We start from the raw sequence: 14590 nt of genomic DNA on the forward strand, positions 1-14590 counted from the left end.
GGCAGGAGGCGTGCCGACCGGCAGCCGTGCAACCGCCCCGCGAACCGGTGTCCGCCGCGCCAGTTGCGCCCGGCCTTTCCGCCGGTCCCGCTTGTCGCCCGCCGGCAGACACTCCTGCCTCGCCGACGGCCCCTCCATGTAGCACCAAGCTGCCACAAAGGAGTTCAAAATTTGTTTTCGTTCGTTACAGGCCGGGCCCCGCCGCCCGGCACGAAAACGGCCCGGCAGTCGCCTGCCGGGCCGTTCGCTTGACCTTTTGAGGATGCGGTCAGCCCTGCGGCTGAGGCTCCATGCCGCCGGTCGGGGCATCGCCCTCGCCCCGGCGCTTGGCGCCGGTCTTCGGCACTGCCGAAGCGCGGGCAGTCGGCTGGTCGTCATCCGTCTCGCGCACCGGCGGCTTGCCGTCGAGCAGGTCGCGGATCTCGTCGCCCGACAGGGTCTCGTACTCCAGCAACCCGTTGGCGATGATGTGGAGCTGATCCTCGTGCTCCGACAGGACGCGCTGGGCGGTCTCGTAGCCGGTGTTGACGAAGGACTTGATCTCCGCATCGACGATCCGCTGGGTATCCTCCGACACGTGCTGGCTCTTGGCGACGGAGTGGCCGAGGAAGACCTCCTCCTGATTCTCGCCATAGAGCAGCGGCCCGAGCTTGTCGGACATGCCGAACTGGGTCGCCATGGCGCGTGCGAGGCGCGTCGCCATCTGGATGTCGCCCGAGGCGCCCGAGGTCACCTTCTCGTAGCCGAAGATCATCTCCTCGGCGACGCGGCCGCCCATCGCCACCGCAAGGTCGGCCTTGCACTTGGCGCGGGTCAGCGAGACCTGATCCTTCTCCGGCAGACGCATGACCATACCCAGCGCGCGGCCGCGCGGAATGATCGTCGCCTTGTGAATCGGATCGGAAGCCGGCATGTGCAGCGCCACCAGCGCGTGACCTGCCTCATGATAGGCGGTGAGCTTCTTTTCTTCCTCGGTCATGACCAGCGTGCGGCGCTCCGCACCCATCATGACCTTGTCCTTGGCGTCCTCGAACTCGGACATCGTGACGAGCCGCTTGCCGCGGCGAGCCGCCAGCAGCGCCGCCTCGTTGACCAGGTTCATCAGGTCCGCGCCGGAAAAGCCGGGCGTGCCGCGTGCCAGCGTGCGGACATTGACGTCCGGCGCCAGCGGCACCTTGCGCATGTGGACCTTGAGGATCTTTTCGCGGCCGGTGACATCCGGGTTCGGCACGACGATCTGCCGGTCGAAACGGCCCGGGCGCAGCAGCGCCGGGTCGAGCACGTCCGGGCGGTTGGTCGCCGCGATGATGATCACGCCCTCGTTCGGCTCGAAGCCGTCCATCTCCACGAGCAGCTGGTTCAACGTCTGCTCGCGCTCGTCGTTGCCGCCGCCAAGACCGGCGCCACGATGGCGGCCGACCGCGTCGATCTCGTCGATGAAGATGATGCAGGGCGCGTTCTTCTTCGCCTGCTCGAACATGTCGCGGACACGGCTGGCGCCGACGCCGACGAACATCTCGACGAAGTCGGAGCCCGAGATGGTGAAGAACGGAACGTTGGCCTCGCCGGCGACGGCACGCGCGGTCAGCGTCTTACCGGTGCCCGGAGGACCGACCAGAAGCACGCCGCGCGGAATACGGCCGCCCAGGCGCTGGAACTTCTGCGGATCGCGAAGGAACTCGACGATCTCCTGCAGGTCTTCCTTGGCCTCGTCGATGCCGGCAACGTCCTCGAAGGTGACGCGGCCATGGGCCTCGGTCAGCAGCTTGGCCTTGGACTTGCCGAAGCCCATCGCCTTGCCGCCCGAGCCCTGCATCTGGCGCATCACGAAGATCCAGATGCCGAGGATGATCAGCATCGGGAACCACGAGATCAGCGCGCCGAGCAGCGAGAAGCTCTCCTGCGGCGGGCGGGCGATGATCCGCACGTCCTTGGACCGCAGCATCTCGACATACTCGCCAGCCGTTTCGGGCGCATAGGATTGGAAAGAGCCGCCGCTGTTGTAGGTACCGATGATCTGCTGGCCCTGGATCGTCACCTCCCGCACGTCACCCTGCTCGGCCTGATTCAGGAACTGCGAGAAGGGGATGTCGTTCGACACCGTGCGCTGTCCCGGGCTCTGGAAGAGCTGGAACAGGGCGATCAGCAGCAGGCCGATGATCACCCAGAGGGCAAAATTACGAAAATTGGCGTTCATGAGCGGTTCCTTCACCGCGGCAAGGCGGCGGTCTGCGCTGGAAAGAAGTCCTTCTAAGCCAAAGATAGGTCCGCAGGAACGGGCTGCCAAGGCGACGAAGGAGATTCACACGAAACAGGTCTCATTTTTCTTAAATTTCCCGCCGGCCGAAGGGATTTGTCCCAAGCTCCGGCTGCCACAGGCTTTCCCGCCGTGTGATCGGGACGAGCCGGACACCGACAGGCGCTTCGCCGGCAAGGCCGGGACAATAGGCCGCATCGGCCGGACCAAGCAGAAGCGGCGCGCCGGCAAAGGACTGCCATGGCCAGTCGCCCACCGCCTTGCGGTCGATGCCGTGTTCCGAAAGCCGGCCGAGCGGCACCACGCGATACGGCCCGTTTCGCTCGACCTCCAGAAGGAATCGGCGGTCGAAGAGGCCCCGGCCGGGCCCGGCAAGCTCCAGGGACGCAAGCCCGGTCCGCCCCGGCTCGCGCCAGAAGACGATCTCGCCATCGCGCCGGCGCGCCACCACTCCCGAAAGCGTCGCCTGAACGCGCTCGCTTGCCGCCAGCCGCTCCACCAGCCCCTCCAGCCGCACCAAGCGCGGCGGATATGCCTCCCCCCCAACCTCCGCCAGCAGTCTTGCAAGGAGGCGCAGCATCGTCTCGCGCGGCAACGCGGACAGCGTCTCGACGCGCAGCCGCACCGGGCCGGCCGGATGCCGAACGGCGCCAGAGGCCAGTGCCGCATCGACCTGATCGTCGATGGCGGCAGCGGCCGAAGCCAGCCGGGCTGCGGTCGCGGCGAGCGTGGCGCCATCCAGCCCCTCGCCGGCCAGTGCGGGCATCAGCTGTCGAATTCTCGTCCGCGCATAGGCGGCATCCTCGTTCGACGGATCCTCCGCATAGGCCTCGCCCGCCGCCGAGCAAGTCGCGACGAGGCTTGCCTTGCTGACCGTCAGCAGAGGCCGCAACACGGTCACGCAGGCCCCTTTGCCATCGTGCCAGAGGCCCTGCGCCGGCATCGCTGCAAGGCCGTAAACGCCGCTGCCGCGGGCAAGGCGCAAAAGCAGCGTCTCGGCTTGGTCGTCCTGATGGTGGGCCAGAACCAGCGCCTCGGCTCCAAGCTCGGCACAAGCCGCAACCAGCAACTCCCGGCGCAGCTCGCGGGCTGAGGCCTGCCGGTTGGCGGACGGCTTGGGCAAGGTCGATGTCAGGATCCGGCAGGGCAGACCCAGCCGGTCGCTGAGAGCGGCCACGGCACGCGCCTCGCCTGCCGCCTCCGGGCGCAGGCCGTGATCGAGGGTCAGGACGTGGATGTGGGGGGGAGCGGTCCTGCGCGCGCGCCAGGCGGCGACAAGCAGCAACAGGGCCGTGGAATCCGGGCCGCCCGACACGGCAAGCGCGAGGCGGCGAAAGGGGGTCAGCAGAGCAAGGAGGGCGTCGGCCTGCGTCTCACAGACGGGCCGCACGCGGTCAGACGCAGCCACCGCTCTGCTGCTGGGCCTGAGCTTCGGCACGGATCGAGGTCGGCGCGCCAGGATACTTGGTCAAGAGCTCGCTGAAGGTGGCGCAGGCGGCATCCTTCTGGCCGATGCCCTTGAGCGACAGGCCGAGCTTCAGCAGGCTGTCGGTCACCTTGGAACTGTCGGGATAGTCGGTGTAGCTCTTCAGGAAAGCGTCGGCCGCATCCCGGTACTGCTTGCGGGCATAGAGGCTTTCGCCCAGCCAGAACTGCGCGTTCGCCGCCAGCGGGTCGTTCGGATGCTGCTGGAGGAAGTCCTTGAAGCCGGCCTCCGCCCCGGCATAGTCGCCGGCCATGATCATAGAATAGGCGCTGTCATAGGACGCCCGCGGCGACGCCGAGTTCGGCGCAGACGCCATGCCGAACGAGTCCTGCGACTGTCCTCCGGAGACGCCGGGGGGCAGGTCGCCCTGCCCTCCGCCGGCTGCGAAACCGCCCGAGCCGGCCTGACCGCGCGCGAGCGCAGACAGGTCGAGCGGGCCCGCGCCGGGTGCGCCGGAGCCGTCCTGGGAGTAGCCGCCTTCCGCGCCGAACTCGGCGTCGCCCGACCCATCGGCAGGCAGCTGGCCGAGCGTTCCGGACGCCGGGCCGTAGCTCTCGCCGCTGCCCTGGAGACCGGCGAGATCGCCAGGCTGACCGGACGGTTGGCCGGCCGGCTGGCCGGGCGCTGCGTCAGACCGCTTGCGGCCGCCCTGCTCCAGCTGCTGGAAACGGTACTCGTTGTCTTCCTGCATCCGCTGCAGCTGCTCCTGCAGCTGCCGGATCTGGTAGTTGAGCTGCTCGATCTGACCGGTGAGGTTGCGCATCTGCTCCTCGACCTGGTTGATCCGCACAGCAGCATCACTGTCGTCGCGCGAGCCGAAAAGCTGCGCGGACGCCCCTTGCGGCAACGCAAGCAGCATCACCAGCGCGAACACGCCGGATAGAATTCTGAAAGCCATGGGTTTCAATCGCTTCATGCCTGTCCTCCGCCCGCGCGGCAGCCGGGCGAGTGCCTGACCATCCGCCTGAACGCAATAGCACAGGGCGCTGCGACTTCGGCCAAATTTTGACGCCGCACGGGGCATCGCTCCGCCCGCCGGGCAGAAACGCAAGGGCGGCCGCGACGGTTTCCCGTCCGGCCGCCCCAAAGGCAGGTCATCGCCGTTCCGGCAGGTAAGCCGGTCAGCTTCCGGCGTTGTCGAGCACGGTCACCGCACGACGGTTCTGCGTCCAGCAGCTCTCGTCGTTGCAAACTGCGACCGGACGCTCCTTGCCGTAGGACACCGTCTTGATGCGGTTGCCCGGAATGCCGCGGGCAACCAGATAGTTGCGCACTGCATCCGCACGCCTTGCACCAAGCGCGATGTTGTACTGGCGCGTGCCGCGCTCGTCCGCATGACCTTCGATCGTCACCGTGTAGCGGCTGTAGCTGTTCAGCCACTGGGCCTGCTTGTCCAGCGTCGCGGTCGCCTGCGGCGAGAGCGTCGTCTGGTCGTTGCCGAAGAACACGCGATCGCCCACGTTCACCACAAAGTCCTGACCGGTGCCGGGCTGGACGTTACCAGTCAGCCCGTCCGGCTTGGTCTGCGCGCAGGCTGCCAGAAGCATCGCGCCTGCGACAACGGAGGCAATGCGCGCGCCGCGGCCTCGCATCCCGAAATTCATCATCCAATCACACTCCTGATCCCCACCACCCCGACAGGGTAAACACTTCTACAGCGAAACCGGTTAAGCGCGCGTTCATCAACGTGGTTAACGAAATCTTGCGCGCAGCAAAAGCTGGGGGCCGCCCCTAGCCTAGCCCCGGCTGCCTATTCCAGCAAGGGAGACCAGGCCGGGTCCGAACCGAAGGCCGGGGTCGGCACGCGCTGCTCGTTGTAGCCGGTGAGATCCACGGTCCACAGCTGCGGCCCGCCATTGGCGCCCGGCGTGTCGCGGAAGAACACCAGCACGCGGCCGTTGGGAGACCAGGCCGGGCCCTCGTTGTGATAGCCCTCGGTCAGCACGCGCTCGCCCGAGCCGTCCGGGCGCATCACGCCGATCATGAAGCGCCCCTGGTTCATCTTCGTGAAGGCGATGAGATCCCCCCGCGGCGACCAGACCGGCGTCGAGTAGCGCCCCGGCCCGAAGCTGATGCGCTGCGGATTGCCGCCATTGGCGTCCATCACATACAGCTGCTGCGTGCCGCCACGGTCGGACTCGAAGACGATCCGGCTGCCGTCCGGCGAATAGGACGGGCTGGTGTCGATGGCCGGCGTGTTGGTCAGCCGCGTGGTGCGGCGCGAGCGCAGGTCCATCTCGAAGATGTTGGCATTGCCGCCCTGCTGCAGGCTCATCGCCACCCGCTGGCCGTCCGGCGAAAAGCGCGGAGCGAAGGTCATGCCCGGGAAGTTGCCGACCATCTCGCGCTGGCCCGTCTCGATGTTGAGCAGGTAGACGCGCGGCTCGGTGCCGGCATAGGCCATGTAGGTCACTTCCTGCCGCGAGGGCGAGAAGCGCGGCGTCAGCACCAGGTCGCTGCCATTGGTCAGGTAGCGCACATTGGCGCCGTCCTGGTCCATGATGGCCAGCCGCTTGACGCGCTTGTCCTTGGTGCCGGTCTCGTCGATGTAGACGATACGGGTATCGAAATAGCCCTTCTCGCCGGTCAGCCGCTCATAGATCGCATCCGCGATGATATGGGCCATCCTCCGCCAGTTGTCGGCCGTGGTGTAGAATTGCTGGCCCAGCATCTGCTGGCCGGCAAAGACGTCCCAAAGGCGGAATTCGGCGCGGATACGTCCGTCCGACTGCCGCTCGATGGCACCGACCACCAGCGCCTGCGCGCCGATCGGGCGCCAGGAGCCGAACTCCGGCGGCGTGTTCACGTTGACGCCCTTCTCGATGAAGCTGGCCGGGTCGAGCGGCCGGAAGAGACCGGACCGGGCAAGGTCGGCCTTGATCACGTCGGTGATCTCGGACGCGAGCTTCGCCTCGCCGCCAGCTCCCGAAAAGGCCGGAAGGGCGATGGGCAGCGGCTCGATATTGCCCTGGTTGATGACGATCTCCAAAGCTGCCGACGCGCGCTCGGCCGGAAGCAGTCCGAAGCTCAGCACGACCGCTGCAAGCAGCAGGGCGGCCGTTCGCGAGCAGGAGCGTGCAATGCTGGCAGATGCCTGTCTGATCATACTCTAGGCTCCGTCGGTCCTTGTGTCGCGGCGTACCGCGAATGCGGTGGCGCCGATGTCCGGCCCATCCGTTGCTTGAGAATTGGTCATTTTCGCGTCCCTTACGGATCTTGGCACATCCGCAAAGGCTGCAGCACGTCCCGACCCATGCCTAACCGCCGAGCAGTTCGCGTGGATCGAACTCGATTTCCACCTCCCGCCAGGCCTCGTATTTCGCTGCGGGAAGCGAATAGGGCGCGCAGCGCAGAACCGCCCGGCGAGCACTCTCGGCCGCAATGCCAAAGGTCGGGTTGGAACTGGAGTTGATCACCGAGGGTTCGCGGTCGATTTCGCCGGCGATGGTCAGGGAGAATTTCAGCTTCACAGTCAGATCGCCAGCGCCGGCCGCACCCGCGGGCGGGTTCCAGCAGCGCGAGATCTGTCCGCGCAGCGCATCGATTTCCGACTGGCTCATCGTCACGCCGCTCTGACCGCGACGGCTGCCGAGCGAGGCCGGCTGCGTCGAATTCGAGCTCGACCCGCCCGCCGGCTCCACCTTGTTGAGCAGCGCGGCGATCTCGTTCGGATTGAAGTTCTCGCGCGGCGGTTCGCGCCGCGGCTGCGGCGGCGGGGTCGGCTTGGAACGCGGGCGCACGGTCGGCGGCGGCGGTGTTTCCGCCACCTTCTTCTCGGGCTCGGGCGTCGGGGCAGGTGCCGGCTCGGGCTCCGCGCGTGGTGCCGGCGGCTCCGGCTGCGGCGCGGGCGGCTCAGGCTGAGGCGCCGGAGGCTCCGGTGTCGGCGGCTCGGGCGCCGGGGTCGGCTCGGGGGTGGGTGCCGGCGTCGGCTCAGGCGCTGCCTGGTTCGGTCGCTTGGCCTCGGTTTCGGCCGGCTTTTCTTCCGCCTTCGGCTCTTCGACGGGCTTTTCCGTCGGGCGGGTCGCCTCGACCTCGCGTACTTCCGCCGTCTTCTCGCCGATGCGCAGACGCGTCAGCTCGGAGACCGGAACCAGATCGACAGGCAGGGTATCGACCGGGGCGATGTCGAACGGCTTCGCATCGGGGAATGAGACCACTCCCCAAAGCAGCACGGCCAGATGGCCCGCAGTCGATGCGATGAGCCCGACACGCATGTTGCCTACTGCTGCTCCTCGAGCGTCACAAGGCCGAGCCGCTTGTAGCCGGCCGCGTTGATGCGCCCCATCACCCCCATGATCGTGCCGTAGTCGGCATCCCGGTCGCCGCGCACGAAGATGCGCTCCTCGTAGCCGTTGCGCGCGATCGCCTCCAGCTTCGGCACCACCTCGTCGGCGGCGATCTCCGTGTCCTGGATATAGATGCGCCCATCGGCAGCGACCGAAATCGTGATCGGCTCCGTTGCCCCTTCCAGGGGCTTGGCCTGGGTCTCCGGCAGGTCGAGCGGCACGCCCACGGTGAGCAGCGGCGCAGCAACCATGAAGATGATCAGCAGCACGAGCATCACGTCCACGAAGGGCGTGACGTTGATCTCGCTCATCGGCTGATGGCGCTTTCGGCGACGGCGGCGACCGGCCTCCTCGGGCGCCGCACCGGCGGACTGCATGCCCATGGGGTCAGCTCCTCTCGTCGATCTGACGCGACAGGATGGCAGAGAACTCGTCGGCAAAGCCTTCCATGCGGGCGGACAGCTTGCCCGCATCGGCGGAGAGCTTGTTGTAGGCAATCACCGCCGGAATGGCCGCGAGCAGGCCGAGCGCGGTTGCCAGCAGCGCCTCGGCGATGCCCGGCGCCACAACGGCCAGATTGGTGTTCTTGGAGGCGGCAATCGCCTGGAAGCTGGTCATGATGCCCCAGACGGTGCCGAACAGGCCGATGAAGGGCGCCGCCGAGCCGACGGTCGCCAGCACCAGAAGCCTTGCCTCCAGCCGCTCTGCCTCGCGGGCGATGGTCACATCCATCACCCGGTCGATGCGCTGGCGCAGGCTGGCGATGGCCGGGCGCGCGCCTTCGTGGCTGCGCTTCCATTCGCGCATCGCGGCGATGAACAGGGCCGCCATCGAATGGTTGGCCCGCCCCGAAAGGGTGCGGTACAGTTCCTCAAGCGACTGGCCGGACCAGAAAACGGTCTCGAAGCGGTTCATCTGGCGCTTGGTGCGCGTGAACAGCAGCCACTTGTCGACGATGATCGCCCAGCACCAGATCGACGCCAGGACCAGGCCCAGCATCACCAGCTTGACGACCAGATGCGCCTGAAGAAACAGCGCGAAGAAAGACATGTCGCCCTGCGGTGCCGCGAGGGTCGTTTGTGCAAGTTCCACGGGATTCATCTAATTCAGGACCTCTTGCCCGATACCATTGGCGCACATGCCGGATCGGTTGCCGGTTGCCCGTATCGATCGGGCCAGTCGGTTTGTCCGCTGATCGACCGCCTCAATGACGAGCGATTTTGGCGAAACTGGGACTGTTTCCGCCGATAACCTGCGGCATTAAGCCAGCGTTAAGGTTACTGTCCCGTTAAGACGGCGACATGTCACCGGCAAGGCGCGCGGCCAGCGCCTCCGGCAGGCGACGTGGGCGTCCTTCCGGAGAGATCACGGCCACCGTCACCGCTGCGGCGAAAAGCAGCACCCCCTCGCGGCGGACTTCCTGAGCCAGGACGATGCGCGCACCGCGCGCTTCCCTGAGGTGCGTTTCGACCTCGAGCAGGTCGTCGATCCGGGCCGGGGCATGGAAATCGATCTCCATGTGCCGGACGGCAAAGGCCAGCGGCTCGCCGTGCGCCCCGCTCGCAAGTTCGTTGTGGTGGATGCCGCAAAGGCGCAGAAAATCCGAGCGTCCCCGCTCGGCGAATTTCAGATAGGCGGCGTGATAGACCACGCCGGTGAAATCCGTGTCCTCGTAATAGACCCGCACCGGCAGGACATGGCGCCCGGCCTCCAGCCGGCCGGCAAGATCCGGCCAGCGCGGCGCATCTTCACGCGTCGTCATCGGTGAACAGCCCGAGCTGCGGCACGTTGGAGCCCTGCGGCACCGCAAGGCCGAGATGCTGGAAGGCCTGTGGCGTCAGGATGCGGCCGCGCGGCGTGCGCTGGATGTAGCCCTGCTGGATCAGATAGGGCTCGACGATCTCCTCGATGGCATCGCGCGGCTCCGACAGGGCGGCGGCGATGGTCTCGATGCCAACGGGACCGCCGCCGAATTTCAGCGCGATCTGGTTCAGATAGCGCCGGTCGAGCTGGTCGAGGCCAGCGCTGTCCACCTCCAGCTGGGTCAGCGCCCGGTCGGCAATCGCCGCATCCACCGTTTCCTGCCCGCCGACAACGGCGAAATCGCGCACCCGCCGCAGCAGGCGGCCGGCGATGCGCGGCGTGCCACGTGCGCGCCGGGCGATTTCGCGGGCTCCGTCGTCGCTCATGCCGATGCCGAGAATGCGCGCGCCGCGGCGCACGATCAGCTCCAGCTCCTCGGAGGTGTAGAACTGCAGGCGGACCGGAATGCCGAACCGGTCGCGCAGCGGCGTCGTCAAGAGGCCGAGCCGCGTCGTTGCCGCCACGAGGGTGAAGCGCGCCAGATCGATCTTCACCGAACGCGCCGCCGGCCCCTCGCCGATGATCAGGTCGAGCTGGAAGTCCTCCATCGCCGGATAGAGCACTTCCTCGACGGCCGGGCTGAGACGATGGATCTCGTCGATGAACAGCACGTCGCGCTCTTCCAGATTGGTCAGCAGCGCGGCGAGATCGCCGGCCTTGGCGATGACCGGCCCGGACGTCGCGCGGAAATTCACGCCGAGCTCTCGCGCCATGATCTGCGCAAGCGTCGTCTTGCCGAGCCCCGGAGGCCCGACGAACAGCACGTGATCGAGCGATTCGCCCCGCGCCTTGGCGGCGCCGATGAAGACCTTGAGATTGGCGCGCGCCTGCGCCTGGCCGACGAAATCATCGAGCACCTGCGGGCGCATCGTCGTGTCGATCTCGTCGCCGCGCAGTTCGGGCGAGACGAGACGGCCGGCGTCCTCGCTCATCTGGCAAGCTCCTTGAGGCCGAGACGGATCAGTGTGGCGGCCTCGGCCCCCTCGCCTGCGCTCTTGACGGCGGCGGCCACCGCGGCGCTCGCCTGCGCCTGCTGGTAGCCGAGATTGACGAGGGCAGACACCGCATCGCCCACCGCCGTCGGCACGGCGGCCGAGGCCTGCTGCGAGGCCGCGATGGTGCCCGCATCGACGCTGGCGAAAGCCGGCGCCTTGCTCTTCAGTTCGGTGACGATGCGCTCGGCCACCCGCTTGCCGATGCCCGGCGCGCGGGCGATCTGGGCCGTGTCGCCCAGAGCAACGGCATTGGCGAGTTCGGACGCCCGCATCACGCCGAGGGCGGCAAGCGCCACCTTGGCGCCCACCCCCTGCACCGTCATCAGAAGCTGGAACCAGGCTTTCTCGGAGGCGCTGGAAAACCCGTAAAGGCGGATCAGGTCCTCGCGCACCAGGGTCTCGATATGCAGCACCGCCGCCTCGCCGCGTCCGGGAAGCCCCTGCAGCACGCGCGCAGGCGCAAAGACCAGATAGCCGACGCCATGCACGTCGAGGATCAGGTGATCGTCGCCGATCTCGTCAACCACGCCCTTTAGCTTGCCGATCATGCCCGTTTCCCGGCTCCCTGTTTCGCGGCACCCGTCGAAAGCCTCATCGCGCCAGCTTCTCGGCAATGCGCGCCGCGGCCGGCGTCACCCGGTGCTGGGCATGGCAGATGGCGATGGCCAGCGCATCGGCAGCGTCGTCCGAGTTGAACGTCGCCTTCGGCATCAGGACCTTCACCATCATGCGGATCTGGTCCTTTTCCGCGTGGCCGGTGCCGACCACGGTCTTCTTGACGAGGTTCGGCGCATACTCGGCCACGTCCAAGCCGTTCAGCGCCGGCACGAGCAGCGCGATACCGCGCGCTTGGCCGAGCTTGAGCGTCGCGCCCGCATCCTTGTTGACGAAGGTCAGCTCGACCGCCGCCTCGTGCGGTGCCTGCTGCCCGACAACCTCCTGCAGCCCGTCATGCAACTGGCGCAAACGATCAGACAGCGGCAGGCGGTTGTCGGAAACGACCGTGCCGCTGGCCGCGAACGTCATGCGGTTTCCCTCCACGACGATCACGCCCCAGCCGGTGCGGCGGAGACCGGGATCGATACCGAGTATGCGAATCGGGAGTGCCATGGAACAAATCGGTAACGCCATTCGCCGCGCCTGACCAGCACGGACATGCCCGAGGGGCCGCAAACCAGCAGAAAACCGGGCCTTGGAAACGGCAAGAGCCCGGCAGGACAGCCTGCCGGGCTCTTGCATCAGCGCCAGGGAGAAACGCCTCGCTCAGGCCGCCGTGAGGCGGGCCAGCGTTTCCTCGTCCACGTCGAAGTTCGAGTAGACGTTCTGCACGTCGTCGTCGTCTTCCAGCAGGCCGATCAGCTTCAGCATGGTCTGGGCCTTGTCGGCATCGACCGGGGTCAGCGTCTGCGGCTTCCACACGGCCTTGACGGTCTCGGCCTCGCCGAGGGTCTCTTCCAGCGCCTTGGACACCTCACCCAGGTCCTCGAAGGCGCAGGTGATCACGTGGCTGTTCTCGTCGGACTGCACATCCTCCGCGCCGGCCTCGATGGCGGCCTCGAGCATGGCATCTGCAGTGCCGGCCGCGGCCGGATAGACGATCTCGCCGATACGGTCGAACATGAAGGCGACCGAACCGGTCTCGCCCATCGAGCCGCCGCACTTGGAGAAGTAGGAGCGCACGTTGGAGGCCGAGCGGTTTCGGTTGTCCGTCAGCAGCTCCACGATCACCGCGACGCCCGCCGGGCCGTAGCCCTCGTAGCGGAGCTCTTCGTAATTGTCGCCATCGCCGGCCTGGGACTTGTTGATGGCCCGCTGGATGTTGTCCTTGGGCATCGACTGGGCCTTGGCATTCTGCACGGCCAGGCGAAGGCGCGGATTGGAGTTGATGTCCGGTCCGCCCATCTTCGCCGCGACCGTGATCTCCTTCGACAGCTTGGAGAAGATCTTCGAGCGGACGGCGTCCTGACGGCCCTTCCGATGCATGATGTTCTTAAATTGGGAATGTCCGGCCATGTCGCTTCCTGGTCTTGTCGGGAACGCCGGCGGTCTCGGCCGCGATCGCGCGCGGCCCGGACACGGTCTCCAGGCGCGTTCCTCCTGGATTGATGTCGGGCGGGCGGAGCGGATCGGGCGCAGCCGAACCGGGTCTGCCTGCAATCTCAAAAGATCGGCGCGTTATAGGCTGCAGCAGGGAGAAAATCCAGCATCCGCTGGCGACCCCGGCAAAGCCTTTTGCCTCAACCCGCCGTCCAGAACGAAGGCAATGCCCGGGCGAGCCGGCCTCCCAGCCGCACCGGTTCCACCGCCGTGGCAAGGCCGGTTGCATCATCCACCTCGACCGCGACCCCGCAGACCGTCGCATCGCCCGTGGCCGGGGTGAAGCGGCCGGACGGGATCTTGCGCAGGAAACGGGAGATCGGCTCGTCCTTTTCCATGCCGAGGACGGAATCGTAGTCGCCGCACATGCCGGCATCGCTCATGTAGGCGGTGCCGCCGGGAAGGATCTGATGGTCGGCGGTGGGCACATGCGTGTGCGTTCCCACCACCAGCGTCGCCCGTCCGTCGACGAAATGCGCCAGCGCCTGCTTCTCGCTGGTCGCCTCCGCATGCATGTCGATGACGATGGCATCGGCCACCTGTCCGAGCGGCGTCGCGTCGAGCACCCGCTCCACCGCCAGGAAAGGATCATCGAGGCTGTCCATGAACACCCGGCCCATGGCATTCATCACCAGCACCCTTGCGCCATTGCGCGCGGTGAACAGGTTGGCGCCGCGCCCAGGCGCCCCTTGCGGGAAGTTCAGGGGCCGCAACAGGCGGTCCTGCCGCTCGATATAGACGAGCGTGTCGCGCTGGTCCCACACGTGATTGCCGGTGGTGACGACATCCGCCCCCGCGTCCAGCACGTCCTGCAGGATCTCCTCGGTGATGCCGAAACCGGCCGCGGCGTTCTCGCCGTTGACGATGACGAAGTCGATGGAATGGCGCTCGACCAGTCCCGGCAGCACGTCGGTCGCCGCCTGTCGGCCGCTGCGGCCGACGAGATCACCCAGAAACAGCAGCCTCATGCCCGATCGGGTCCTTCCAGTTGGACGAAGCCGCGCTCGGTCAGGATCCGGTCGAGACGGCGGTCGTGGTTTTCCTCCGGCACGCTTTCCACTTCCTGCAGCGAAAAGGCAATACCGACGGTGGCCGGCGGCGCTCCGCGTTCCGCGCCGATGCGCGCGATGGCCCGGTCGTAATAGCCCCGACCGTAGCCGATCCGGCCGCCGCGCCTGTCGAAGGCGGCCAGTGGAACCAGCATGCAGTCGGGCACGAGGACATCAGAGTCGGCCGGCGGTTCGGCCGTCCCGAACCCGGCCGGCACCAGCACGGTCTCGCGAGTCAGCCGGCGGAACACCAGGTCTCCGTCGACGATGGCCGGCAGGCACAGCGCATGCCCGCGGACGCGCAATGCGTCCATCAGAGGGCGAGGGTCGATCTCGTCGCGGATCGGCCAGAAGCCGGAGACGATGGCACCGGGCGGAAAGGCCAGCGCATCCACTGCATCGGCCAGCGCCAGGCCGCCCTCGATGCGCGCCTGGACGGCGAGACCTGCGCGGCGTCCGAGCGCCTCCTTGCGGCGCAGGGATTTGCGCTCGCGCAGCGCGCGGATGTCTTGCGGAAGATCGGTGTCGGGAAAGATCAAGCGTCGCGCTCCCGGATG

Annotated in this window: 15 protein-coding genes; all 15 read right to left on the minus strand. The window is 67.3% G+C overall.

Annotated features, from left to right (window positions below):
• Positions 1 to 268: 268 nt before the first annotated feature.
• On the minus strand, positions 269 to 2197 hold the full coding sequence (gene ftsH, locus H7H34_RS18585; RefSeq protein WP_120269584.1) for an ATP-dependent zinc metalloprotease FtsH: 1929 nt from the start codon (positions 2195 to 2197) through the stop codon (positions 269 to 271).
• Positions 2198 to 2327: 130 nt separating this feature from the next.
• Complete coding sequence (gene tilS / locus H7H34_RS18590) at positions 2328 to 3665, minus strand: tRNA lysidine(34) synthetase TilS (protein ID WP_185926082.1); 1338 nt, start codon at positions 3663 to 3665, stop codon at positions 2328 to 2330.
• A complete protein-coding gene (ybgF, locus tag H7H34_RS18595) occupies positions 3652 to 4641 on the minus strand; it encodes a tol-pal system protein YbgF (RefSeq protein WP_185926083.1) in 990 nt (329 codons plus the stop codon). The genes tilS and ybgF overlap by 14 nt, the downstream gene beginning before the upstream one ends.
• A 223-nt stretch (positions 4642 to 4864) precedes the next feature.
• The gene (gene pal / locus H7H34_RS18600; protein ID WP_371811427.1) at positions 4865 to 5350 is read right to left on the minus strand and encodes a peptidoglycan-associated lipoprotein Pal; all 486 of its coding nucleotides are present in this window, start codon (positions 5348 to 5350) and stop codon (positions 4865 to 4867) included.
• 143 nt (positions 5351 to 5493) lie between these two features.
• Entirely contained in the window at positions 5494 to 6849 is a 1356-nt protein-coding gene (gene tolB, locus H7H34_RS18605; RefSeq protein WP_185926084.1) for a Tol-Pal system beta propeller repeat protein TolB, read from the minus strand.
• A gap of 151 nt (positions 6850 to 7000) precedes the next feature.
• Positions 7001 to 7957 (minus strand): cell envelope biogenesis protein TolA, encoded by a 957-nt coding sequence (locus H7H34_RS18610; RefSeq protein ID WP_120269588.1) that lies wholly within the window; start codon positions 7955 to 7957, stop codon positions 7001 to 7003.
• Positions 7958 to 7962: 5 nt separating this feature from the next.
• Positions 7963 to 8412: a protein TolR gene (gene tolR, locus H7H34_RS18615; protein WP_120269589.1), complete on the minus strand. Its 450-nt coding sequence runs from the start codon at positions 8410 to 8412 to the stop codon at positions 7963 to 7965.
• 4 nt (positions 8413 to 8416) lie between these two features.
• Positions 8417 to 9130 (minus strand): protein TolQ, encoded by a 714-nt coding sequence (gene tolQ / locus H7H34_RS18620; RefSeq protein ID WP_067218746.1) that lies wholly within the window; start codon positions 9128 to 9130, stop codon positions 8417 to 8419.
• Between the two features lie 187 nt (positions 9131 to 9317).
• The gene (gene ybgC, locus H7H34_RS18625) at positions 9318 to 9791 is read right to left on the minus strand and encodes a tol-pal system-associated acyl-CoA thioesterase (RefSeq protein ID WP_120269590.1); all 474 of its coding nucleotides are present in this window, start codon (positions 9789 to 9791) and stop codon (positions 9318 to 9320) included.
• Positions 9778 to 10824, minus strand: coding sequence for a Holliday junction branch migration DNA helicase RuvB (ruvB, locus tag H7H34_RS18630; RefSeq protein WP_067218742.1), 1047 nt, complete (start codon positions 10822 to 10824; stop codon positions 9778 to 9780). Before ruvB ends, ybgC begins: the two co-directional genes overlap by 14 nt.
• Entirely contained in the window at positions 10821 to 11435 is a 615-nt protein-coding gene (gene ruvA, locus H7H34_RS18635; RefSeq protein ID WP_120269591.1) for a Holliday junction branch migration protein RuvA, read from the minus strand. The genes ruvB and ruvA overlap by 4 nt, the downstream gene beginning before the upstream one ends.
• Positions 11436 to 11478: 43 nt before the next feature.
• Complete coding sequence (ruvC, locus tag H7H34_RS18640; protein ID WP_067218737.1) at positions 11479 to 11997, minus strand: crossover junction endodeoxyribonuclease RuvC; 519 nt, start codon at positions 11995 to 11997, stop codon at positions 11479 to 11481.
• Between the two features lie 153 nt (positions 11998 to 12150).
• On the minus strand, positions 12151 to 12900 hold the full coding sequence (locus H7H34_RS18645) for a YebC/PmpR family DNA-binding transcriptional regulator (RefSeq protein WP_120269592.1): 750 nt from the start codon (positions 12898 to 12900) through the stop codon (positions 12151 to 12153).
• Positions 12901 to 13124: 224 nt separating this feature from the next.
• On the minus strand, positions 13125 to 13952 hold the full coding sequence (locus tag H7H34_RS18650) for a TIGR00282 family metallophosphoesterase (RefSeq protein ID WP_120269593.1): 828 nt from the start codon (positions 13950 to 13952) through the stop codon (positions 13125 to 13127).
• On the minus strand, positions 13949 to 14572 hold the full coding sequence (locus tag H7H34_RS18655; protein WP_245165120.1) for a 5-formyltetrahydrofolate cyclo-ligase: 624 nt from the start codon (positions 14570 to 14572) through the stop codon (positions 13949 to 13951). The genes H7H34_RS18650 and H7H34_RS18655 overlap by 4 nt, the downstream gene beginning before the upstream one ends.
• Between the last annotated feature and the right edge of the window lie 18 nt (positions 14573 to 14590).

It is taken from the genome of Stappia sp. 28M-7, assembly GCF_014252955.1.
Taxonomy (GTDB): domain Bacteria; phylum Pseudomonadota; class Alphaproteobacteria; order Rhizobiales; family Stappiaceae; genus Stappia.

Excerpts from the sequence above, each read along its gene's own strand:
- ftsH (WP_120269584.1), bottom strand. The coding sequence starts at position 2,197 with ATGAACGCCAATTTTCGTAATTTTGCCCTCTGGGTGATCATCGGCCTG.
- ybgF (WP_185926083.1), bottom strand. The coding sequence starts at position 4,641 with ATGGCTTTCAGAATTCTATCCGGCGTGTTCGCGCTGGTGATGCTGCTT.
- pal (WP_371811427.1), bottom strand. The coding sequence starts at position 5,350 with ATGATGAATTTCGGGATGCGAGGCCGCGGCGCGCGCATTGCCTCCGTT.
- tolB (WP_185926084.1), bottom strand. The coding sequence starts at position 6,849 with ATGATCAGACAGGCATCTGCCAGCATTGCACGCTCCTGCTCGCGAACG.
- H7H34_RS18610 (WP_120269588.1), bottom strand. The coding sequence starts at position 7,957 with ATGCGTGTCGGGCTCATCGCATCGACTGCGGGCCATCTGGCCGTGCTG.
- tolR (WP_120269589.1), bottom strand. The coding sequence starts at position 8,412 with ATGGGCATGCAGTCCGCCGGTGCGGCGCCCGAGGAGGCCGGTCGCCGC.
- tolQ (WP_067218746.1), bottom strand. The coding sequence starts at position 9,130 with ATGAATCCCGTGGAACTTGCACAAACGACCCTCGCGGCACCGCAGGGC.
- ybgC (WP_120269590.1), bottom strand. The coding sequence starts at position 9,791 with ATGACGACGCGTGAAGATGCGCCGCGCTGGCCGGATCTTGCCGGCCGG.
- ruvB (WP_067218742.1), bottom strand. The coding sequence starts at position 10,824 with ATGAGCGAGGACGCCGGCCGTCTCGTCTCGCCCGAACTGCGCGGCGAC.
- ruvA (WP_120269591.1), bottom strand. The coding sequence starts at position 11,435 with ATGATCGGCAAGCTAAAGGGCGTGGTTGACGAGATCGGCGACGATCAC.
- ruvC (WP_067218737.1), bottom strand. The coding sequence starts at position 11,997 with ATGGCACTCCCGATTCGCATACTCGGTATCGATCCCGGTCTCCGCCGC.
- H7H34_RS18645 (WP_120269592.1), bottom strand. The coding sequence starts at position 12,900 with ATGGCCGGACATTCCCAATTTAAGAACATCATGCATCGGAAGGGCCGT.
- H7H34_RS18650 (WP_120269593.1), bottom strand. The coding sequence starts at position 13,952 with ATGAGGCTGCTGTTTCTGGGTGATCTCGTCGGCCGCAGCGGCCGACAG.